Raw genomic sequence first — 24,723 nt, forward strand, 5'->3', positions numbered from 1 at the left:
AAGACTAATATTAATAAATTAAAGTCATATTGTGCGATTTGAGCAGAGGGAATTATGCAGCTCAGTGAAATAACAATTTCCGGATATAAATCAATTTTAAATCAGAATATCCGATTTGGAGAACTGAATATACTTATCGGTGCAAACGGTTCCGGTAAATCCAATTTCATAGGAGTATTTGGTCTGATTGGTGAGATCCTGAACGGAAACCTTCAGATGACTGTGGCGAAAGGTGGCGGTGCTGACAAATTTCTTCATTATGGTAAAAAACATACAGATTCCATAGAGATATCCTTCACATTTGGGCAGAATGGATATTTTCTGAAACTGTCCCCCGCTGCCGGAGATACTCTCATATTTGAACATGAATCATCCGTTTTTTATGGAAATGGGAAAGACAGTTTTCCGTATATTGATCTATCTGCTTCCGGGAATAAAGAGAGTGAACTCGCATCATATGCAAAGGAGCATAAAGTATCAGAAATAGTGCTTAATTCTCTGAAAAACTGGAAGATATATCATTTTCATGACACAGGTGATACCTCCCCGATAAAATCCACGAATAAGATAAGTGACAACTTATACTTCAGGAAAGACGGTGCTAATCTTGCTGCATTTCTTTATTTTCTGATGAATATTTATCCGGAACATTATTACAGAATAAGAGATACGGTCAGGCTTGTAACTCCGTTCTTTGATGATTTTGTTCTCCGCCCGGATAATTACAATACGGAGACAATTAAACTTGAATGGCATGAAAAAGGGAGCGATTTTCCTTTCGGTGCAAATGATTTCTCAGACGGAACTCTGAGGTTTATCTGCCTTACAACTCTTCTTCAGCAGCCAAATCTGCCTGAGATGATTATAATTGACGAGCCTGAACTTGGTCTGCATCCGTATGCCATTAATGTACTCGCTTCAATGATAAAGAGTGCATCAAAGAGAACACAATTGCTTATCTCTACCCAGTCAGTGACTCTTGTCAATCAGTTTGAACCTGAAGTTCTGCTTGTAGTTGACAGGGCAGAAGGAGACACCCGGATAAGCAGGCCTGATGAAGATGAACTTACAGACTGGCTTGATGATTATACATTAGGCGAATTGTGGGAGAAGAATATTCTTGGCGGGAGACCAACCGGATGACAGATTATATCCGGCTGAAAATTATCTGTGAAGGTCAGGCTGAAGAGACTTTTGTATCAAAAGTCCTGTATGATAAGTTAGCCCTGAAAGGGATTTACTGCATACCATTCCGCCTGATAACTTCAGTAAAGTCAAAGACATACAGGGGTGGAATTGTCAGTTATGCAAAAGCAAAGAAGGATATTCTTCGCGCATTGAATGAGAAAGAGGCATATGTCACTACAATGTTTGATTATTATAAACTTTCAAAGGATTTTCCCGGAAAAGATGAGGCATCAGGTATAAATGATCCATATGGGAAAGTGGAAGTTATTGAAAATTCAATGGCAGAGGATATAGGTAACCGACGTTTTATCCCGTATATTCAGTTGCATGAGTTTGAATCACTATTATTCAGCGATATTGATTCAATAGACAGAGTTATGAAGCTCTCATACGGAACAAAAATAAATGAACTGAGATCAGTAATATCCGCATGTCCAAATCCTGAGGGAATAAATGATGGTGAAAATACAGCTCCCTCCAAAAGGCTTATCCGCCTGTACCCGTCCTATCAGAAGATCACAGACGGAGTGCTGATTGCAGATCTGGTTGCAGCCGGAAAAATGCGTGATAAGTGCCGGCATTTTAACGGGTGGCTGGATAAAATTGAAAATCTGAGCAGAATTTGATGGATTACGGTCCCGATATTTTTCACCGGATATCTGCCCGGAACCATTCTCTGTCCCGGCCCATATGCTTTCTGCGGGATAAAGGCGTATATTTTATTACATTCAGGGACATTGGATAGTATATGGGAACTATGTGATTCCCGGAGATATTATGTACCTTAAAACCGGAAGAGACGGGAAGGGTGATTTTGCCGGATTGAACAGTTACTTTAAATGTTTTATTCTCTCTCTGTTTTTACATAAGGGGTCTCCGGCTGAATCCGCCAAAAAGAGAAGCTGCGGTTATCTTTCCGGTTTAAAATGTTCTGTAAATTCCGTATCTGCCCGGTCTTCTCTAAACTCAGCAGCGTTTTTATCTGCCCGTCTGTTATTTACGCTGTATATTCTCCTTTTTTTCCTTCTCTTTATACTGTCGCCGGCTTCTGCACTGGCTGACGGCAGCCGGGTAATCACTGCCGGTGGTGATGATAATTTTGCCCCTTATGAGTATCTCGATCATTCCGGGCAGCCTTCCGGGTTTAACGTCGAACTGTTAAGGGCGGTTTCTGATGAGATGGGCCTGAATGTGAGCATAAAACTTACCCCCTGGTATGAGGCGAGAGGTGATCTCGAAGCCGGCAGAATTGATATGATGACCGGGATGTTTTATTCAAAAGATCGTGATGTGGTCCTGAATTTTTCCAGTCCGTATATTCTGGTGTCACAGGGAATTTTTGTCAGAGTTGGTTCTGAGATTAAAGGGCCTGAGGATCTCTATGGTAAAGAGATCATAGTTGAAAACTCTGATTATCTGCATGATTATGTCATAAGTATGGGTTTTTCTGATGATATTATTACACAAGACAGTCAGTCCGAAGCCCTTTTTCTTCTTGCATCCGGAAAATATGACTGTGCCCTTCTTACAAAGATCCACGGGGAAGATTTAATCAACAGATATGATCTCCGGAATGTTGTGGCCGTTGGGCCGCCGATTGAGCCAAGGGAATACTGCTTTGCGTTCTCGGCGGATAGTAGCGATCTTATTCCGGTTTTCAATGAGGGTCTTGCCATTGTCAAGAAGAACGGGAGATATGATGAGATATATGATAAATGGTTTGGAGTGTATGAGGAGAAGGAATTTTATTCAACGCTTCTCAATTTTGTCTTATTTTTCCTTCTGCCAGCGTTATTTCTTCTTGTAGTTGCACTGGTCTGGTCACTCTCGCTTAAGAGGGAGGTTGTACGGAAATCAGCCGAATTAAAGGAAGAGCTGATCAAGCAGAGAGAGATTAAAACTGCCCTTAAAGAGAGTGAGAACAAATATTATGAGCTTTTCAACAATATAAACGAGGCTGTATTTCTGAGTGAGATTTTATCGGGCGGAAAAGAGGGCACATTTGCAGAGGTGAATGAGACTGCATGCCGGAGGCTTGGTTACTCACGTGATGAACTGTTAAACCTTAAAGTTCAGGATATAATCAGGCTTCCGGTGCAGAAATGCAATGCCATACAGGCGGATATTGCTGAAAAAGAGGGTTATGCCTCATATCAGACTGAGCATATAAGAAGAGACGGCTTAGTCTTCCCTGTACATGTGAAGGCACGTCTCCTTGAGCTTGGCGGCCGGAGATACATCCTTCAGCTTGTAAGGGACATCACGGAGGAGAGGGAATCCCGGAAGCGTGAGACTGATGCATTAAAGCAGATTGAGCATAATATCTCACAGCTTGCAATACTCAATGATGAGATAAGAAATCCTCTGACAGTTATTGCAGGCGTTCTTGATATGAATATGGAAAACGCTGATGAAATTATTCTGAGTCAGGTAAAGGAGATTGATATTATTATAAAACGGCTTGATCATGGCTGGCTTGAATCAGCAAAAATTCAGGAATATCTGAAGAAGCATCTTGCTATTGATGATATAGAAAAGACCGTGGATAAAGAAGATAAGTGAATAACTTCCTGCTTACGAAGGGTGATTTTCCGCCTGAAAAGATTGGATGTTCACTCAGTTCCGGAATAATTATCTGCCTGCAAATTAATTTCTGATTATGGGAAAAAACTGTTTTCATACCACTCCCCGGTTCTCTTTGTTAAGGATTTAGAGGCTTCAGAGAAGTTTTACATGAGCCTGTGGGTTCACAGATGGCAGATGAAAAATCTAAGTTTTTCATGGGAGTTTTACACTGGAATTGTGGGCGAGGAGATCGAGCTTGATCTTGGAAAAAGTATTGGTTTTAAAGGCGGGCTTGCGATATGGGGCGGGTATTATGCAAAGGGATTTGTATTTGGCATTAATAATTCCGGAGTGGGGGCGGCTGGAAGTGCCGAGGATGCAGCGTTGAGTAATGAAGGAAATGATGGAGATGCAGGAAAAGAAGTACCTGCTGACTAAATTTCCGGGGAAACGACAATGCCGGTTGAAATTGTTAAGTTTATGTCTGGAGAAATAGATTAGTGTCAAGTCAATTAAATTTTGTGATGATATGGTCTATAGAATAATTATCAGACATCATAATTCAATAAAGTAAGATTTAAGCCTGAAAAATGCTAATTTCAATATATGATGAAGGGGATTTCATATTTTAATAAGGGGTGTCCATGGTTAAACCCATATATGTCTGCTGCATTTTCATCTCAGGCAGTTGTAAATTTAGTGAATAAGAATTCTTCTTTTTCTTCAGAAAATATTAAAAATTTGTATCACTATGCCTCAGGATTTACATTTAGTTTACATATTCCTGGTGATTCAGAAAATATTAATGACGATTTAAGAAGACTCGGTTCAGTACTGATGAAGTTTGCTCATAGAGGAACGCCTGCTCCATGCAGTATAAAACTGGAAGAATTCCTTTTAGAAGAAGCAAGAAAAGAAGATATACTGGATTATTTTGTAGATAAATATTCAGGTGAAATTAGTTTTACCTGTGAATCCATTATTTCAGCCAAAGAACTAAATAATTCCCTGAAAATATCCCAGATTCCTGAATTATTAATATCTGACGAAGAAGCTGAAAAATTATTTCAGGAATATCTTGATCTATGTACCGAACCTGAAAGATATTTTTTTAATATTCTATCTAAATCCCTGCTTAGCAAAAATATCCCACTTATTTTTCTTCCCCAAAGACATTTTGATAAAATGGGGGTAGAAGGACATGAAGAAGAGAGGGTTGATTTTGCATGTGAGATTCCATATCTTGACTCAGATAAATGGTTAAAAATCGTTGTTGAAATAGATGATGCAACACATTCCGGTGCCATAATTAAAAAGGACAGGGCAAGAGACAGAGATCTTGAAAGAGAAGGATGGAAAGTATTCAGATTTCCGACATCAAGAAGGGGAAGCTGGAAATTGAATTGTCGTGAAATCACAACTCTCATTAATCATGCAATCCCTGAACCTTATTTTGAAGCTGCGGAAAAAATCCGGAGTATGGATATTTCAAAAAGGAGAGCACTTGACAATTTAACTGCTCTTCCAATGGCCGAATCTAAAATTCTTATGGCTGTTGGGCATATGATTTATGATGGAAAATCCGGTGAAATATCAGTAATGGATGTACAGAATATTGGTTTAGAACCTGTAATATCTTCAGTTCAGGAAATAATTGATAATTTTAGAGTTATTCATTCAATTGATAAAGACATCAAAATTACCCTTTGCAAAAATAATGCTATAATTCCGGATATTAAATACTACAGATATCCATCAGTAGATATCTGGTCTGAAATAAATAAAAAAGATTCAGTTGTCATCTCTCCGGCAACAATTTCTTCAGATTACATTCAGCCAAATCTAAGAGCCAGTATTGTTCCCTTAAAAAGTAGATGTGCTGATAATGAAGATTTTGATAAATCTTTACTATTTTTCCTGAATAATATCTTCAGGAAAAAAGATTTCAGACCTAAACAAATTGAAATTATAAAAAGAGCTTTAAAATTAAAACCTGTTGTTGCTCTTTTGCCAACCGCTGCCGGGAAATCTCTATGCTATCAGATGACCGGAATTCTTCAGCCCGGAGTAGTAGTGATTATTGATCCTCTGCGTTCTCTGATGATTGATCAGGTTAACAGCCTTGAATTTATGGGTTTACACCGTTGTATGCCTTTCATGAGTGGGGCTGGGAATATTGATACAAGTGACAGAGAAATTCGTGAAAAGGGTTATGAAAATTTTGAAAAGGGCTTTTATGACTTCATATTTTCTGCTCCGGAAAGATTGCAAATGCCGGATTTTATTCATCTTATCAACAGGAATATGAGCAATATTTCCTATTGTGTGGTGGACGAAGCCCATTGTGTTAGTGAATGGGGACATGATTTCAGACCGGCCTATATGAATGTCTGGAGAAGAATGGGTGAAGGCAGTGACTTTAAACCTGTTTTTATGGCTTTAACCGGAACTGCTTCACAAAATGTTCTCTTTGATATAAAACACATCCTTAAAATAAGTGATATTGACTCTGTAATCCGGCCTGAGTCATTTGAAAGAAAAGAGCTGGAATATTATATTCATGAGACATCTCCTGATAAAAGAATTGACACAATAAAAGATATATTCAAAGAATGTATTTCTGAATGTGGTGTTCATAATTCCCATCCATGCGGACTTGTATTTACCAGTTTTACAAATGGTGAGCTTGGAGTAAGAGCACTATCTGAACCATTAAAGGAGCTAACTCAGGAAAAAATCAATGTATTTAGCGGTGGATGCCCAAAATGGTCTGATAAAAACACTTGGGATAAATGTAAATTTGAACTGCAGAAGAAGTTTAAGGAAAAAAAGGAAAATATTATTGTCTGTACCCATAGTTTTGGAATGGGAATAGATAGACCGGATATTAGATTTACTATTCATTCATTACTTCCAAGATCTATAGAAGATTTTTATCAGCAGGCAGGACGTGCGGGTAGAGATGGCAATAAATCCAAATGCCACATTATTTTCGTTGATAATATTCCGGGTTTGGCTGATAAATTAATGGATATTGAACATTATTCTTATGATGACATAAAAAAGGCTTACAGAAATATTAATTCATCTGATTCATCAAACTCAGATATAATCCGAAACTTATGGTTTTGGTCCAACAATTTTCCAGGAAAAACATTTGAAATGCATTTTGCAGAAGAGTTTCTTCTTAAAGAAATAGTTAAAATAATTGATGTCAATAGCAATTTTTCAAAAGTCATTAAAATTCCATACCTTAATAGACAGGATTACGAAGAATATTTTAAAATCTATGGCATAACGCTCGATGTTGAATCCCAAATTGAGAAAGTTCTATATAGGTATTTTATTTCCGGAATCATTGAAGATTATGAAAAAGATTATACTGCAAAAAATTTTAAAGTCACCCTTGGTTATGCGAAACCCGAAGAGATGTATGATAAGCTCAAGCAACATTTTCTGGACCACATTTCTGAAAAAGAGATGGATTTCTACTTTCCAAAGGCAAAAAAAACTGACTGGTACAATGCTGCTCTTGATTGTGTAAATGCTCATGTTGAATATTATTACGACATAATTGAGAAGAGAAGAAGGCGATCTATTGGGAATATGCTAAAGGTTGTCAGGACTGGGCTTGAAGAGGGAACTGATAAGTTTAGTTCTGAAATTCTGAACTATCTTGAAAAGTCCAAATACACAGAACCTGTTGAAAAGATTGCCAGATATTTCGATACCGCTACAGCAATTGATATTTTAATATCGATCAGGGATGTACAAATCCAGAATGATGATCTTTATCTATTATTATGGGCCTGCAGGAAGGAACTTGAAGAATTTCCAAATAATTCTTATCTGCTGATTATTGCCGGAATCTGCCAGACAATAACCGGAGATGCTAAAGGCGGGAAAATAGAGATTTCAAATGGGTTAGCAACCTTAGATAATTTTGAGAAAGACAAAATGATTTCTGATCGCATTTTGGAAATATTAAATGAGATACCGGCAATAGCGTTATGTTTGAATTCTACAGAAGAGAAAGAACAGAGTAATTTGATCAAATTAGAATCAGGGACCGAGAGTCCCGAAAATAGGGAAATAATCTCTGGAATAAATAATTATAAATATTCAAATGATATGATGAATTCTCAAAAATTATTGCAAACATATCCGGATGGGGAAAATGTAATCACTGACAACATTATCAATGCAAGTAATGAGAATCTCTTTGAAAACTGTGATGATTTGAAATCAATTGAGAAACTGTTACTTGAGGAAATAAAAGAGGTTAAATTAATTGGTCAGATTCCCTTTACTGATAATGATTATGATAAATTATGTGATTTAATCTCCAATAATTTATCTAATAAAGACCATAATACATTTAAAGAGAATATTCTGAAATATCGAGCATCTGTATGTTTTTATCTTGTCTGGAATGGGATTTATAATTATGATGATGGAAAATATTGGGAGCCTGTTTTTTCAGATATCTATGGCTTTAGTATTCAAAAAGAAACAGATTTAGGGGAATTATTTTTAAGATTTATAAATGATAATGATTTATTAACTGTTAATTTAAATTATTCTAAAAAATATTTAACTCAGATACTTTTTCATGGTTTAATTCCAGAAAAAATGATTGGTGAATATTATGATAAAATAATATCTGATCTTTACTATAATGAATTAATTAATCCTCTGGATAAAAATGAAATTGCTCACTGGCTTGAGGAAAACAGGATTATTCAAAAATCACTTGATGATCTGGATGAATTTAAAGGTCTGAAAAAAGAGACTAAATCATGTTTGAAGGGTTTAATTCCTGAGGATAAAATTGAAGATATTAATTTTAGACTTAAAGAAATTGAAAATCAGATTGAAATAAAATCAGATGTTATCAAATCATTACGGGATGTAGAAGAATATAATAATATTACATCCGGGTTTTTCAGGGAAAAGGAATTTAATGAATATGCCTGGAAATATCAAATTCGTAAAAAGATAGAGGAATTAAACTCCTCCAAACAGTCTATTGAAAGTGAATTAAATGTTTATGCAGATACAGAACATGATAAAATAAGGAGTGATTACTATAATTCCGTTCTTCAGGAAATTAACAATTATATCTCATCAAATCCGGAAAAATATAACAAATATTTCAAGAATCTATGTTTAAAATTAGAAGAAGATGATTTTAGAGAGAAATATGATATACCTTCTGATTTTATAGAATCACTAAATAAAATTTATGATAAATTTTATTCCGGTTCAGAACCTTTACCAACAAACAAAATTAATTATTCCAAAGAAGAATTTACTGATGTTTCAGATCCAATAGAAAAAGAAGAAATAAATTCTGAAATTATTGATCTTCCGGTATATGAATTTGAGGAAGGTTTTGAATTACCTGATAATGAATTTCTGGATTTCACCTTAAATCATATTTATGCATTTGATAATATCATGGGCATAAATAACAATGATTTAATATCCTGTGACGATAAAGACGAATTTGAAAAGTATAGTTTTATCAAATCAAATATCTCAGATAATTATTCAACTGAAGATCTGGATGATGTAAAATTAATTCAGGAAGATAATCAGATTATTGAGGTAAATGGGGATTCAAAACTGCAATCAGAAGAGATCAGAGAAGAAATAGATGCGGGTGGCAAAAACACAGTTCAGGCAAAATTTTCTGTAATTGATGAATTAAGCCCTAACAATTCTATTATTGAAGATAATGAACTTTTAAACAATTATATAGATGTTTCCCTTGAGAACAGTGGAATATATAACTCCGATACTGCAAATCCTTTGGCAACTGAAGATATTGTTTCAGAAATTAATGATTCAGTTATTCTGGGCAACGAAGAAGAGATGTCTTATGGGATGTCCTCAGCAGAGAGTGAGAATAAAATTAACCCCGAAAAACAGGCAAATGATATTTTTGCTGATATAATACCGGATTTACCTATAAATGTTACTCCAACAACTGATAATTCAAAGCAAATAGTTAATTTTGACAAGGCAATTTCAGAGACTAGAAATCTAAGTTCTGTTAATATCCATGCAAATAAGAAAACTGAAGCTAATACAATTTCAGAAGAAAGTGTAAATGATATTTTAGCTGATAAATCATCTGAATCATTAGATATTGTTCCAACAACTGGTAATTCAAAGCAAATAGATAATTTTGATAAGGCAATTTCAGAGATTAAAAATCTAAGTTCAGTCAATACTAACATAAATGATCATAATTTAAGATCTGATAAGACAAGTATTGAAAATAATAAACTTTCAGTCTTTCCTAAGGATGAACTGGCTCTTAATACCAATGATGATTATAAATGTAAATCTCCGGATTTAAATTCTGAAAATGTAAATATTGATAAAACAAATACAAAATCTAATGAACTTTTAAGTAAATATTCCAAAGATTATAAATTAAAGGATAAGATCCAGAATAATCATCCTGAAAAACCCATAATATCTAAAATAATTCCTGATGTCCCGGAAAAATCAGAAATTACTGGGAAAAATCCGGAAATTGAGATTAAGGAGTCTTTTGAGGTTAAATCAAAGCGGAGAATAATCTTAGGAAATAATATTAATGAAGAAAGGATTGAGAATAATTCAGTTAATTATTCCGGAATAAAAGATAAAAATTCTGTAAATCCACAAAATAATAAGAAAACCGAAAAAATTTCAATTTTTGCAAAGATAAAAAGAATCTTATTCAGGAAATAAATTCAGGAAATATTTCTTCAAAGAAATCGACAACTTTTTTCCGGTCTAACTGTTCATGGCAGAATTGATTTGAATATGTTCTCAGACATCCATAACAACTTGCCTCACCTTTAATTCCACCACAGGAACAGTTTTTAACATTATTATAAGATGCTCTGATTATTGCTTTTAATGTTTCTTTATCACTTATGGCCCGTCTTACATGTCCGGCTCCTCCGGGGACGTTATCAAAGATTACTATTGCAGGTTCATCATTTTTACCTCTGATTGGGTATAGTGTTCCATCAATATCATCACGTGAAATATCAAGTTCACTGCATAATCCTTCAATCAGCCCGTACAATAAGGATTTCCACATCTCATTATCATATGATGAATATCCCCGAAAGTCCAGAATCAGAATGTCAGTCAGGAATTCATGTCCAAGAGACAGCTCACGTCTTGGTTTACCTTTACAGATATTACCATATGAATTTTTGTGGGTTTTAGGCCATTTTCCATTTTCATCTATTATAGTATAACCACACCATGGACATACTAAAAATCCCTTTGAGCCTGCATTGTTGATTACTGCAAGTTGTCCCTGAGTGGCACTCTCAGCAAATAAATTTATTCCGGATTTCCCGGTCAATTTAATATTTCTTTCCGGTTTGCTCTCACCGGAATAATAAATTCTTGATGAATAAGTCTTTTTAGGTCTTTTGTAAATATTTCTGTTTGGGGCCTTGTTTTCTGAAACAAATCCATATTGTGGTTTTAAAAATTGTTTACACTTTTTTGCACTCCTAAGGTCCTGTTTACATGACTCACAGAAATCTAAACATTTTCCAGTACCATGAAGGACCCTGTGATATCGATGGCAATTGTCACAGATCGCATAGTCATAGATTAACCATTCTTTCTTGGGATTTTTCTTGATATAACGGCTTTCCCATATATAACCTCCGGCTACAATCTGACTTCCCGGAGCATATTCAGATATTGCAATTCTTAAATCTCTCTGGAGTTCAAATTTTTTTGCGGTCTCATATTCCAATGGTAATTTTAATTCAACAACATCAACAGGAAAACCATATTTTGGGAGAATATTATTTGTCGATAAATAACTGATAATTTGCTGTTTTAACAAAGTATTTTTTAGTCTTAACAGATAATCTGCAGATTTTTGATTATTTGTTCTTTCACTGTGTAAATTATCAATATCCTTAATATCTGATTCAATAATATTTTTCGCACGGGTGATTAAACCTTCAAATTCACAATTCTCTCCATTTGAGTACAGATCATCAATGAAATTCCATTTTTCTATTCCGGTTATCTCATGCAGACCTTCGGGAACTATCCTTCTAAGGCTTTGCTCAAGCATTTCAGGCCTGTTTACTAAAAACTTCCTAAATTTTTCAGGGATGTCATTATCAATAAAAAATGTTTTTACATCACTAAAATAATTGGGATTATATTTCCAGAATTCAGCAAGTGCAGTTGAATAAATATGCCTTTTTACGATTTTTTCATTATGAATTTCACACAATGGCGGACTTATTATTCCTTTTACAAAAGGCATTGGATCACGGAAATAAGTTAGATCGTGTGATCTTCTCTGGCAGAAAGTTGTTACAAAAGCATTTGAATTTAATCTTCTTCCGGCACGCCCTGCTCTTTGAATATAATTTGCAGACGAAGGAGGCATATTTCTCATAAAGACTGATTCCAGTTCTCCGACATCAACCCCAAGTTCAAAAGTTGTTGAACAGCTAAGAATATTTATGTCCCCTTGGATGAATTTCTGCTGAATATTACTTGCTTCATCATTGTTTAACTGAGCTGTATGCTCTGAAGCTTTCATTGGAATTGTATCCCATTCTTCATAGAGAAGCCTGTAATGGTTATCAGAGAATAATTGAGAGGGATTAACAGGAATTAATTTACCATTACATCGATATTGAGGACATACTGATCTCAGATTAGTAAGTGTTAATGTATGGCATTCATCACAATAGTACCATTTAAGATCATCTTCAGAATAATTCGTCCTGATGATCCATTTATCAGGTTTCATCAGGTATGCAGGGATATTTTGGCCTGCATCAGCAAGGATGAAATAATCACTAAAAACATGATTTGTGACTATATTTTTCCAGATATTATTTAATAATTCAACGCAGTCATTTTTTGATATTTTAGGGTTGATTTTCTTAACTAATCTGATCAGGAAATCCAGTCTTCTGTTGGAATACTTTTCTTTTGGTATCCATGAATTTATATGCTGATAACGATCTGATTCAAATTGTCTGAAATAAAACTGGTAATTTTTTGGCCTGAAAAATTCGTCCTCAGGATCAATTCCATCGGGATATTTGATTGCTCCAATTGATCTGAAATTTTCAAATAAAATACTGACTAATGACCACACCTCATCTTCAGATAAATTCCATGGCTCTCTTAACAAAGGGGGAGGTGCAACCCAGTTTTCAGGTTTTATAAGTGTGAAAGAACAAATACCAAGATCTTCAAGATTACCCATGTTTCCTGAAAAACTGAACTCATAAAACAGCCATTTTTTAATTAAATTTATCTTCTCCTGTCTTGCAAGATTAGAATTTCCCGTTTCGTCAAATTTAAAATTTAATTGATTTATTTTCGCAAGCAAAGGATCTATTAAATCAGTAATCCTCCACTGATTTTTATAAATTAGTTTAAAATTTTCTTTTAAAACTGAAACAATTAAAGATCTTCTAAGTATTTTATTATAGGTCTGATTAAGATATGGAGCAAAGAAAGCTGCATCCTGTCTGCTGTCTGAGAATATCAGCAGATTTCTCTTGTATTTTGAAACGGTTTCTTTTTTGCTGAATGACCAGTCACCATCTTCGGTATCATATGTGTCGTTGTTTACCGGGATTTCAGGCAGTTTCTGATATATAGCAGATGCAATAACACCCGGAACAGCGTCTCTTCCGGTTAAAAATCTTCCAACCACAGAATCTGCGGGATTCAGCTTTAAGCATACGGGACATTTGTGCAGCTTACCCTCTTTGCCATTTATTTTATAAAGTGAAATTAGATATTCATTGCCGCAATTACAGATATTCACTTTTATCGAGGCCTTATTTATTGCACCGCATTTGCCACATAGCTTATATTTCTCTCTCTTCTGCTGAAGATTTTTATTTAGTAATATCTCATCTTCTTCATCATTATCTTCATTGGTAATCTCCTTATTGATAAGGAAATATTCAACTTTGTTATCATCTTCAGAAAATGGATTTATTGACTGTTCCAGAACATACCTAAAATCATTTTCTTTTTTAATTTTACCAATAAGATAAGGAGAACCGCAGTATCTGCAAACTCCAAGTTCAAAAACAGGATAGTTACAATTATTTTTCTCTATAAAATCAGTTTTTTTAGGTTCAAGTGATATCTTTAATTCTGGCTGAAACTGTATGAATGCACCTTCAACACTTCTGACAAAAAGATGATATCTTGATGGCAGCAGGGGATCACTTCCTTCCCTTTTTGCTCTGGAAGAAATCTCTACCAGTGCCACGAGATATTCTTTATTTTCGGCAGAATCTGGGAAATATTTTTCTGCACAGGTTTCAATATCAGCAGGGTTTTCTGATAATTCTTTTTTTATCTTTAAAATCCTTTCATCTCCGGAAAGAACAGTATAAAGGAAAGAGTCTGTGTTATTGGATTTGCTTTTACTTCTTTTGATTATATTTTCCGGAATTCCATGTTTGATTCCTGAATCTGATAATTGTTCAATGATGTTTTCGTCTTCAGAATCAAGAATATTTTTCCATATCACGTATAAATCTTCATTTGGAAAACCCCAGGTATTATCAAAAAAGGTCTCTCTCCTTTCTGCACTGATGATATCTTCTTCAGTGAATTCTTCACCAAACAAATTTGATGCAAATTCGGCTACTTTCCCATAATCCTCTTTTCCGCCGCCTAATGTTGCACTTGTTGCAATGCATTGAATTTTGCCTTTTTCACTTTGAACTACCCGTTCTTTAACTCTTCTAAGAAGCATTGCAATTTCAATACCCTTTGCTCCGTTATATGTATGGGCTTCGTCAAGGACAATAAATTTCCAGTTTTCAGAGTTGTCACCATCAAAAAAGACATTATCTTTTGGCCTTAAAAGAAGGTATTCCAGCATTGCATAATTTGTCAGAAGAATATGAGGAGGATTTTCCCTCATCTCTTCTCTTGAAATCAATTCATTCTCAATTGGATTGTGACCATAAAGGTCATGGTAATTTTGTAATGCGTCCGATCTTCTTTCTTTTGTTTCACCAGTATATCTGCCAAATGTAATCTCCGGATTATTTTTGAGAAGTTTTCTCATCCTTTTTAACTGGTCATTAACCAGAGCATTCATTGGATACAGGATTAGTGCACGAACACCCGGAGATAATTTATTCTGCTCTTTCTCTCTAAAAAGTTTATTTAATATTGTGAGCATAAAAATTTCGGTCTTACCACTTCCGGTTCCGGTTGCAACAACAATATTTCTTTTATCATTAATTGATCTCAGAAGTGCTTTTTCCTGATGGAGATATAAATTTCTGGCAGCCGGAATTTCATCCTGATTTAAATTCATGAGAGATTTTGGGAAATTATCTTCTTTAACTAACTCCTGAATACTTCTTCCATTTTTAAAGGGCGGCGTTATTTCAAGTATAGGGCCTTTAATTAAATCTTTATTCCCCAGTTCTTCCCAAAATTTATTTCTGATGTCAGAATCACTTATCTGGAAAGTAGTTTTTAGATAGTTGATATATCTTTTTGAAATTTCTGAGTTAATTATTAAAGGATTTTGAGACATATGTTATTCTCCGGATTATAGTCTGCTGTAAAGTTCTTTAAAAGACGTATGAAGTTTTTTTCTCTCTTCTTCATCAAGATTATTACAGTTTTCAATAGATCTGGCCACAGTTTCTTTTTTACTGGAAATAATTTTTCTCTGGGTATTATCATTATTGCTTAACATGAGGATCGTTATATTAAAAATTTTAATGTATTCTGCACCTGACAAATACTCATTTAATGGTAGGATATTGACAAACATCAATTGTGTAGCATATGTTTTATCCATATTTCCAAACGTGCTGTTATTAAATATCAGTGCCAATATATCCAGTGCATCACTAAATTTATGTGTATAAATTAATCTGTTCTGGATTTTTTGTTTCCATAGGCCCCTAATTTCCGGATTTAACTTTTCAATTCCACGATACTCTTCTATTGCTTCCAAATATTTTCCATTTTCTAAGAGAATATCTGCTTCTTCTAATATCTCCTTTCCCTCAAGTTTAAATGTTCTCTGGAAGACATTTATTTGTTGTTCACCTGGAAATATTTGTTGTTCACCTGGAAATTTTGGGATTTGTGGCTGCCATTCATCAAAGACTGCAATAAATTGTATATAATATATTCCCTGGGTAAACCGGGATTTATTTATCCTGAATTCTGTCTCTTTTTCATCTTTAGAAATAATCTTATGTTCAATAACTTGTGGTTTCGTTTCATTAATTCCGGCTTTCCAGATAATTATATTTTTTTCAGGAACATCATATTTCTCCTCCCATTTCAATGAGATTATTCTTTCACTGGAGTTTTCAGAAACATCCCAGTCTAAATTTTTAACTTCCCACCTGTTTAAATTAAATAAATTTATTTCATTAGTGATATGGCCTTTATTTTTCAGATAGCTAAATTTAATTAAACTTTCTGTAACTAAATTTATTTTATATAAATATTTAAAAATATTAAATGGTATTTTTCCTTCATTTGGGTTAGAAGGAATAACTTCATTTATTGGGTCAATTACCAGATATCCTGGATTTTCATCTAAATGTGATGGAAATAATGATAATATCTTATGATCTCCAATACTATAGAATTCCTCTTCAGAAATCTCTTTAAATGAAGTATATTTAGGTCCAATGTATGAATTATCCGGGTTTTCAAATCTCCATGAGAGAATAGGTATCTCTATGGATAAATCTCCTGCATAATCATTAAATTTAATTTTACCAGATATAAAATCCCTCACTGGGAAAATTATGTTTAAATGTTCCTTGTTAATGTAATTTACAGAAACAGAATCATCAAATTCTAATTTTAGGTCCGGCATTGAGACTATATCAATTTTTACAACATCATCAGGATTCTTAGAAAAGTATTCCAATTGATCATATTTCATATCGAAAGATGGAACAAAGGTAAATTCAAATCTTTGGTCTGTTCTGCATTTTTTATTTCTTATTCTGATAATATATGCTGAAACTGAATTTTTGCAGATAAACACTTCGTTGGAGAGATCTATGTTTATTTCTCCGTTTAGAGGTAAATTATATTGATTATCTGTAAAATACTGCTTTAAATTAATAATTTTTGCATTTTCGATTTTGGTATTTCCTGATGGATGGATTGAAATTACTGTTTCGTAAAGTAAGTTTAAATCTTTATATTTTATACTGACTTTTGGAAGTGTTTTTATTATAACCGGTTTACCATTTATTAAAATACTGGATAATTGTTCATAACCATGAAGATCAACAACTAAATCTTTTTCTGATGTTTCCCCTGTTAATTCAGAACCTATTTCAACTTTAAAATCATCAAAATCAACCAGATGATAAGTATAACCGGTCCACTCTCCATAATATTTACCCTGTTCGATTATTGCCTCTTCAGGTTTAATTTCAATTTTATTTTTTGAAAGAATATAATTCAATCCACTTTTAACTTTGGATTTAACAAGTTTTAAATTGTCATAACTAAAGGCTGCATATCCATTTTTAAGAAATATTATTCTGAATTGTTTTATACATTGTTTTCCAGCCAGCATTTCAATTGAATAGTTCTCAGATGGTCTGTTTAGGATAATCTGGACTTCATCTGTTTTAGATACGTCATCATATTCATATATGGGTGATTTTTTTTCACATAAAAATCCACGATTATCATATACTAAAAACTGAATATAATCAGAGTCTGATTCTGTATTAAATATTTGTTGGGGAATTAATAATCTGATATCCCCATGTATCTTATTGTAAATAACTGTAGGGTTATTGTTCCTGGTTATTTTTCCATCTTCCCTGTTACTTTTTCCTTCTTTTTGGTCAATCCATTTTTCATACCCTTTTATGAACTGGGTAGGCAATATTCCATAATTATTAGATAATCCTACACTATTGTTTTTATTCGCCAAAAGAGAGAGGGAACTATATAATATTTCTTCTGCAAGTTCACCTGAATAAGTTAAAAATCTTTTAACCGGTTCATTGGTATAGGCAAAAGGTTTTGATTTAAAGTTTAACAATGATTCAATTTGTTTAATATCTTCATTTATTTCTTTAATTAATTCTAAATTATCTTTATTTATCTCTTCAGAGTTCTGATTATTTCTTAATTTATTATTCAGAGTTTTATTTTCTTTTGAAAGCTTATCAATTTCAGATTTAAAATTTAAAATCTGATCAATATTTTTTATCTTCTCTTCAGTTTCAGTTCCGGAAATGTTATATTTTTCTGGAATATCAGCAAGATTATTATAATCCTCATCCAGAAATCTATTATATAGCTCTATTTCTGCATTTAAACAGTTTAATTCTTTATTCTTCTCTGAAAGATATGCATATTTTATTGCAATATTTTCATTTATATTTGCAAAAAGATTATCTGGTGGATTGAATAGATATTCGGGATCTAAGCTTTTGAATTTCGGATTTTCAATTGGAATACTTATTATATCCTCTGTTCTGGATGAAAACAATTCATCTTTTTCTGATTTTGATGATTCAGTTGTTTTTCTCAGGAGAGATTCAAAATTTTCTCTGTTAAGGTTCTGTTTTAAATCTGAAGTATAGTATGTCCATAACTTGTAAACTATATCTTTAATTTCAGATGATAATTTATTGTTAATAAATATATTATTCAGTTCATCAGGAATTGAAAAATATTTTAATTGATAGGAGCATGAAGTATATTCATAATTTTCGGATAAAATATTTATCTCCGGTTTTAAAAAGGGGTAATTGTAATCATATTTTGAACTGCCAAAATCTTTCATCAATTCTGACACAATAAGTTTTCCTGTTTTTTCAACCATTAATTTCCATTCTGCCTGAATCGCTGTGGGAACAAAATTCGTTCTTAAATTTTTATAAAAATCTTCCTTTTTGTTATTGTCCTGATAATAATAAATAACCGGATTCATATATTCTCTCAAAGCAAGCTTCTGTTTACTATTACTGTATTTTGTTTCGCCTGGTTTTTGAGGTATAAATTCTTCTTCTGACAGTATTGAATAATAATTTTGAATAAAATAAGCAATCAGGCATGAAAATGGATATGCTCTCCTATTTGTCTCTAAAATATTAGATCCTTCTCCGGAAAAATCCTGTACGGTATTAATTGCAGATATAATTAATGAAAAGTTATAGGTTGAAGTAATATTTTCGTACTGAATTGTTTCAATAAAATCGTTATAAACCCCCAATTCTTCCATAAATTTAATTTACAAGTTATTTTTCCTTAAAGTTTTTGATTTGTGATCATAACTATTAATTGACGCTAATTAAGGACAATTGATAATTCTGAGAGTATTGAAACTATCTTCTTTTCTTCCAAATGTGACTGGCATCAAAATAAATACTGGAGATATTTGGGGTACAATTTCAGAATAAATTCCGTATTTTGAGCTCCAAATGATTTGATTGTGCTGTAAATTGAGCAAAAAATAGTTCGTAAAATAACCAATTGATAATGGAACTATAAATCCCTGACTAAAAATAGTTCAAAAGAACAATTCCAAAAGATATATGCCGGATAATCACATTTATTTCAATGACGTATATGGAAGAATTAATCAAAAAACTATCCGCAGAAAACAGGGCCAGAACTGATATTGTTAATTCTTTAAAGAAACTGAATAAACCGGAAGAAAACCTGATAAAAAAATTGATCCTGATGAAAGCTGAAACTGCAAACATCAGGAGAAAATATGAAAAAGCAAACCTGAGTGAGGATTTTTCCGGAGAGATAAATAAAATCCTTGAGGGATATGATCAGGAGATCATCCTGACAGAAAACAGCTGCAAAGCAACTTTCGGAAAAGAACTCCATGACAGACTTTCGGAACTAAATATCTCCCACGAAGGGCAGTATCCAAAATACAAACTCTCAAACGGGCTGTTATACCTTACAGCAGATCTGTCATCCGGAAAAACAAAGCTTTTCTACGGCAATGAGATTGAAAAGATAGGCGAATGTAAGACAGATCCGGAACTTATTGCAAAACTTATTCATAATGCCCAAAGCACAATATTTGAGCGTGAATTTGACGATGAATCCTTCATCTCCGAACTGAAAGCCACATATGACATATGGATATTCAAAAACAATGCCGAAAAGAACTCTGAAATAAAAATTGTTGATCTCCTCGCTGAGATAGCATTCATAAAACAGGATACCAGATTCAGAAATAACCCCTCAAAACTACGTTATAAAGACTATACAAAAGTAATGCTCAGCTATGACCTCTCAAAATTAAATGCCAGAACCACAGAAAATTCCGAATTAAAACTCACAGCCGCAAAGAGAAGCAATACCAGAAGCCAGAAAGGAGTAATCTGGATTCCGTCAAAGACAAGAGCCATAGGTGAAACATTCTCCGGCATTAAATTTGAATGACAATTTGTATGATATAATTATCTAATTGTAGATATGATAATAAACAATGCACAAAAAAGGTTAGTTTAACTGATTACTATGACCATTATCTCTGATTATGAAGAAAAAAAGGAACCTGATAAGATTCTGGCAAAAAGAATCATTCATGACGTGGGAAGTACAGGCCAGCCTCCTGTCTATGGCTACCAGTATTTCACAGCCGGAATTGACAGGTACATAAATACTATTGATGAAGAATATCTCTGTGATTATATTAGCTGTGGGGGGAGTTCCTTTAAACTCGTAATCGGAACATATGGTGGAGGAAAGACCCATTTCCTCTATTCAGTGCAGGGCCGGGGGTGGCTGAATAATTATGTTACTTCATATGTTGAACTGAGTGCAGATTCAACACCATTTCACAAACTTGAGACAGTGTACAGGTCAATAGCTGAAAATCTTATATATCCACAGAAATATGAGGATTTACACTCCGGATATGAGAGAGGAATAGAATCCTTAATTAAATACTGGTATTCCCGGAAGAGAAATAAACTTGAGGAGAGCGGACTTGACGAAGATGAAATCCGTGACTCACTCATATACTATATCTCAAAGATTGGCCCTTATGCAAGTACAAGTTTTCAGAATGCATTAAAGCATTCATTTCTTGCTCTGGCAGATGATGACTATGAGAAATTCAGCCTCATCATCCAGTACCTTAAAGGTGAAAACCTCTCAAAGACTGTACTGAAGGAGTACCAGATCTTTGAGAAGATTGACCGGCCAAATGCCTTTAAAATGATACGATCCCTCATATCATGGATAAAAGAAATTGAATTCAAAGGCTTAATCGTGCTGATGGATGAAGCTGAGCAGACACCCAGCATGACTACCAAACAGAGAGAGACCCTTCTGAACAATCTGAGAGAACTAATAGATGCATGCAGCAAGGGTACAATCGGCGGTTCCATGATATTTTATGCAGTTCCGGATGAAAACTTCCTTGAAGGCAGAACTGCCGTATATGAGGCATTAAATCAGAGGCTACAGACAGTATTTGATGGTGAAATCAACCCTTCCGGGGTTAAAATCGACCTTGAGAGATCAGAGCTTGAACCGGAAGAACTGCTGACTGAGATAGGAATCAAACTATCAAAGATATATGAGACTGCCTATGGTGTCACTTTTGATGACAAAACCATAAAACAGATAATGGCGGACACTGCAAAAGCAGCATATGAAGAGAGATTTGGTGAGATTGGTTATAAGCGTGAATTTGTCCAGAGAGCAATAAAGGAACTGAATGCACTTAAAGTGCAGGTTCAGAGATAATCCGGTGGTGATCTCACGGAAGAATGGGTTGAGCACTTCAGGTACGGTAAAGGCAGAATTATCGGTGAGAAGTATGGCGGATTTCAGAAGCTCGTACAGTTTATTGATGGCAATGAAGCCTGGCTTTATGACTCACAGCTGAAGGTTCAGAAGGATATTCCGGACGGCAGGGAAAAAACAGATGATAAACCAGCTTCTAAATCCTTAGATATTATTCCGGACAGTAAAGAGACAGACAAAAAAACAGATACAGATAAGGATAAGCCTGCCGGAAAGATCTCTGTAAGTTTTTTGGACAGTAATGATAAAGAGAAGGAAAACCCTTCCGGAAAAATATCTGTCAATATTCCGGAAGAAAAGGAGGAAGAAAAACCTGCGGCCAGAGTCTCAGGAAAAATTCCGGGTGAGAACTCACCCCTTTCTGACTGTCAGAAAATCGTTGAAAAACAGTTTTACAGGGAAGTAATTGAAGCTTTAAGGCTTGGCGGAGTGCCCCAGGAGAAGATATTTGATTTCACCTGTGGAAGGGAGGATGAGCTTAATAAAATCGCAGACTGGCTTTCAGACAGCAGAGGTAGTATTGCAATTGTGGGTGAATATGGTTCCGGAAAGAGCCATCTCATAAATATCATAGCCGAAAAAGCACTCTTAAACAACCGGGCAGTGGCTAAAGTAGAGATCGATCCACGTGAAAATGCGTTTAACCGGCCCAGAAATATTTATGCCAGTATTACTGAGTCATTCACATATCACTGCAATGATGACGTAAAGCACTTTGATGATCTCCTTGAAAATATCCTTTCCAACAGGGAAGATCCGGATTACAGCATCCTGTATGAGAACGAATTTTTTAAGGGATTTCTTCGGTACTGTGATATTTATGAATACAACGAGTCTATAAATGAGTGGATGAGGGGAAAACAGGAAACCCTCCCCGGAGCAGGATATATTCTTCCGAAGATGATGGATACACAGGTATCAGCCAATATTTATTCATATCTCATCAGCACCCTTGGATGGATCTGCAAAAACCTTCTGAAACTTGATGGCCTGCTCATCCTCTTTGACGAAGCGGAAGGCATAGATCCCGGATATTACTCCGGCTACCAGTACCAGCAGTCAGAGAATATGATCGGAGGGCTTATCAAAATGTCCAATTCTGAGCCGGTTTTAAAAACTGAGGAATTAAATAATTATATCGGAACTGAAACGGGCCTGAAATACTGCGGACAGAACAGGCAGCAGTACCCCTTTCTCTGGATGGATAAATCCCATGTCAAGCTTTTATTCTCTTTTGTTCCAGGAATGATCGATTCTCTTAGTGATGAATCGCCACTGACAGCAGAAGTAAAAAAACTTGAACCCATTCTGATTATTGATCTTGACATATATGAGAGGGCAGAACTTCTCAAAAAAATTGTGGATGCCTATACAAAAGCATATGGCTTTAAGACAGCATATAACCCCAATGAGGGCCTACCCACTGAAAAGACGAGGATTTTTGTAAAATCCATAGTTGAAGCTCTTGACCTGCTGAGGTTTCACCCAAAAAAAGATCCGGAGGAATTTCTGAAGAGATATGACTTCTTCGGTTAGGAATTATCAGGAAGAGAAGAGGCTTCTTAAAAGGACCTGGAATGCCTTCTTTCTCCGGTATAACAGAATGACTGAAATCCAGTCTATGGCAGTTCCGGTTGTGCTGAAAGGCAGAAATGCCATTGTTATATCGTCAACTGCGAGCGGCAAGACTGAAGCTATAATTGCCCCGATATGTGAGAGAATATTAAGGAAAAGGCTGACGGGCCTGTCTGTATTATACATAACCCCGACAAGGGCACTGGCAAACGATCTAAAGGAGAGGCTCAGTGACATACTGGCACAGCTTGAGATTACCATTGATCTAAAGACAGGTGACAGCCCCTATATCAGCTGGACCAGACTTCCGGATATAATAATCACAACCCCGGAATCACTTGATTCTATGATCTGCCGTCATCCTGATGCTCTGACTTCCCTTGAAGCTCTTGTAATTGATGAGATCCATGCCATTGACGGCACGTACAGAGGCGATCAGTTAAGAATACTCATAGCAAGGCTGAAAGAGATATCCGAAGATTTCAGCATCTATGCGGTTTCAGCAACTGTTGACGATCCTCTGGCAGTTGCAGAGAGGTATATGAAAAATCCGGAGGTTATTACAGCTCATAAAAAACAGGAGTTAATGTCTGATTACTGTTATTCCGTCCCGGAATTATGCCTCAGATTAAATGAGGAGAGGCTGAAGAAGGTTCTGGTCTTCTGCAACAGCCGCAGAAAAACTGAATACATTGCAGGTGAGTTTAAAAAATTCCGGAATGACAAAGAGGTTTTCGTTCACCATGGCTCACTTAAAAAATCCGTTCGTCATGAGACCGAAGACTGCCTCAGGACTATAACAGAGGCGGTATGTGTATCCACAGGTACACTTGAGATTGGCCTTGATCTCGGAGACATTGATGCAGTTATTCTTGCAGAACCTCCGGGAGATTCCTTCACATTTATACAGAGAATCGGGCGCTGTGGGAGAAGAACCGGAAAAATCCGTGTATTTATGCTGGCAGATCAGATGAACAGGCCAAAGTTTGAGGAGATCGTCAGTGGGTTCTACAATGGAGCCTTCGGAATTCCGGATTACAGAAGAGACGATTCCGTAATGGTTCAGCAGATATTCTCAGTTCTCTTCTCAAGACCACAGGGGCTTAACAGAGAATATTTTTATGACCTTTTTGCAGATTTCTGTGAGGATAAAAATCAGACTGAACTTATCATTAACCACCTCATTGATAGCGACTGCCTTCATTTAAACGGCTCTAAACTTTCTCTGTCCGAAGAGATTATGAACCTTGGTGAAAGTGGAAAAATTCACTCAAATATTCCTGAATCGGTTGGAATGACTGTAATTGATGTTAAGTCTGAAAAGGAGATCGGTGAGATATACATCTCCACTGAAAATCTGTCAAAATCCATAAATTTCATCCTTGCCGGAAAGATCTGGGAGATTGTACGGATTGAAAAATTCAGAATTTTTGCAAAGGCGGTAAAAAAAGGATATGGAAAAGCCTCTTTTCCTCTTATCATAAATCACGGTTCATTCTGTAATTTTCTGCCGGAATTTCTGCGGGAATAATTATTCTGATTGTCTATTCAACAACC

General features: G+C 35.0%; 11 protein-coding genes. 9 read left to right on the plus strand and 2 right to left on the minus strand.

Translation table 11 applies throughout. The annotated features are described in order from the left end of the window. The first annotated feature begins 54 nt into the window (after window positions 1–54). The 5 genes from L6E24_RS00450 to L6E24_RS00470 all read left to right on the plus strand — a co-directional run bounded on the left by L6E24_RS00450 (window position 55) and on the right by L6E24_RS00470 (window position 10,500). Window positions 55–1,143 (plus strand): AAA family ATPase, encoded by a 1,089-nt coding sequence (locus L6E24_RS00450; protein ID WP_257742773.1) that lies wholly within the window; start codon window positions 55–57, stop codon window positions 1,141–1,143. Beyond that, window positions 1,140–1,814: a DUF4276 family protein gene (locus L6E24_RS00455; RefSeq protein ID WP_257742774.1), complete on the plus strand. Its 675-nt coding sequence runs from the start codon at window positions 1,140–1,142 to the stop codon at window positions 1,812–1,814. Before L6E24_RS00450 ends, L6E24_RS00455 begins: the two co-directional genes overlap by 4 nt. Before the next feature lie 151 nt (window positions 1,815–1,965). After that, a complete protein-coding gene (locus L6E24_RS00460; RefSeq protein ID WP_257742775.1) occupies window positions 1,966–3,750 on the plus strand; it encodes a transporter substrate-binding domain-containing protein in 1,785 nt (594 codons plus the stop codon). Window positions 3,751–3,948: 198 nt separating this feature from the next. Next, entirely contained in the window at window positions 3,949–4,191 is a 243-nt protein-coding gene (locus L6E24_RS00465) for a VOC family protein (protein WP_257742776.1), read from the plus strand. Between the two features lie 222 nt (window positions 4,192–4,413). After that, the gene (locus L6E24_RS00470; RefSeq protein ID WP_257742777.1) at window positions 4,414–10,500 is read left to right on the plus strand and encodes a RecQ family ATP-dependent DNA helicase; all 6,087 of its coding nucleotides are present in this window, start codon (window positions 4,414–4,416) and stop codon (window positions 10,498–10,500) included. On the opposite strand, the gene L6E24_RS00475 is transcribed toward L6E24_RS00470, so the two are convergent. Further along, window positions 10,490–15,340 carry a DEAD/DEAH box helicase family protein gene (locus L6E24_RS00475; protein ID WP_257742778.1) on the minus strand — a complete coding sequence of 1,617 codons (4,851 nt, stop codon included), beginning with the start codon at window positions 15,338–15,340 and terminating at the stop codon, window positions 10,490–10,492. The genes L6E24_RS00470 and L6E24_RS00475 overlap by 11 nt on opposite strands. Before the next feature lie 15 nt (window positions 15,341–15,355). Then, window positions 15,356–19,033 carry a DUF8808 domain-containing protein gene (locus L6E24_RS00480; protein WP_257742779.1) on the minus strand — a complete coding sequence of 1,226 codons (3,678 nt, stop codon included), beginning with the start codon at window positions 19,031–19,033 and terminating at the stop codon, window positions 15,356–15,358. A 338-nt stretch (window positions 19,034–19,371) separates the two neighbouring features. Between L6E24_RS00480 and L6E24_RS00485 the strand changes: the two genes are divergently transcribed. From L6E24_RS00485 to L6E24_RS00500, 4 genes are all read left to right on the plus strand, one after another. Further along, window positions 19,372–20,217 (plus strand): hypothetical protein, encoded by an 846-nt coding sequence (locus tag L6E24_RS00485; RefSeq protein ID WP_257742780.1) that lies wholly within the window; start codon window positions 19,372–19,374, stop codon window positions 20,215–20,217. 78 nt (window positions 20,218–20,295) lie between these two features. After that, the gene (locus tag L6E24_RS00490; protein WP_257742781.1) at window positions 20,296–21,531 is read left to right on the plus strand and encodes a BREX system ATP-binding domain-containing protein; all 1,236 of its coding nucleotides are present in this window, start codon (window positions 20,296–20,298) and stop codon (window positions 21,529–21,531) included. A 291-nt stretch (window positions 21,532–21,822) separates the two neighbouring features. Continuing rightward, window positions 21,823–23,127: a BREX system ATP-binding domain-containing protein gene (locus L6E24_RS00495; RefSeq protein WP_257742782.1), complete on the plus strand. Its 1,305-nt coding sequence runs from the start codon at window positions 21,823–21,825 to the stop codon at window positions 23,125–23,127. Then, complete coding sequence (locus L6E24_RS00500; protein ID WP_257742783.1) at window positions 23,111–24,697, plus strand: DEAD/DEAH box helicase; 1,587 nt, start codon at window positions 23,111–23,113, stop codon at window positions 24,695–24,697. The genes L6E24_RS00495 and L6E24_RS00500 overlap by 17 nt, the downstream gene beginning before the upstream one ends. Window positions 24,698–24,723 lie beyond the last annotated feature (26 nt).

Origin of the sequence: Methanoplanus endosymbiosus (assembly GCF_024662215.1) — an archaeon.
GTDB classification, from domain to species: domain Archaea; phylum Halobacteriota; class Methanomicrobia; order Methanomicrobiales; family Methanomicrobiaceae; genus Methanoplanus; species Methanoplanus endosymbiosus.

Coding starts and splice junctions, on each gene's coding strand:
- L6E24_RS00450 (WP_257742773.1), top strand. CDS start 55: ATGCAGCTCAGTGAAATAACAATTTCCGGATATAAATCAATTTTAAAT.
- L6E24_RS00455 (WP_257742774.1), top strand. CDS start 1,140: ATGACAGATTATATCCGGCTGAAAATTATCTGTGAAGGTCAGGCTGAA.
- L6E24_RS00460 (WP_257742775.1), top strand. CDS start 1,966: ATGTACCTTAAAACCGGAAGAGACGGGAAGGGTGATTTTGCCGGATTG.
- L6E24_RS00465 (WP_257742776.1), top strand. CDS start 3,949: ATGAAAAATCTAAGTTTTTCATGGGAGTTTTACACTGGAATTGTGGGC.
- L6E24_RS00470 (WP_257742777.1), top strand. CDS start 4,414: ATGTCTGCTGCATTTTCATCTCAGGCAGTTGTAAATTTAGTGAATAAG.
- L6E24_RS00475 (WP_257742778.1), bottom strand. CDS start 15,340: ATGTCTCAAAATCCTTTAATAATTAACTCAGAAATTTCAAAAAGATAT.
- L6E24_RS00480 (WP_257742779.1), bottom strand. CDS start 19,033: ATGGAAGAATTGGGGGTTTATAACGATTTTATTGAAACAATTCAGTAC.
- L6E24_RS00485 (WP_257742780.1), top strand. CDS start 19,372: ATGACGTATATGGAAGAATTAATCAAAAAACTATCCGCAGAAAACAGG.
- L6E24_RS00490 (WP_257742781.1), top strand. CDS start 20,296: ATGACCATTATCTCTGATTATGAAGAAAAAAAGGAACCTGATAAGATT.
- L6E24_RS00500 (WP_257742783.1), top strand. CDS start 23,111: ATGACTTCTTCGGTTAGGAATTATCAGGAAGAGAAGAGGCTTCTTAAA.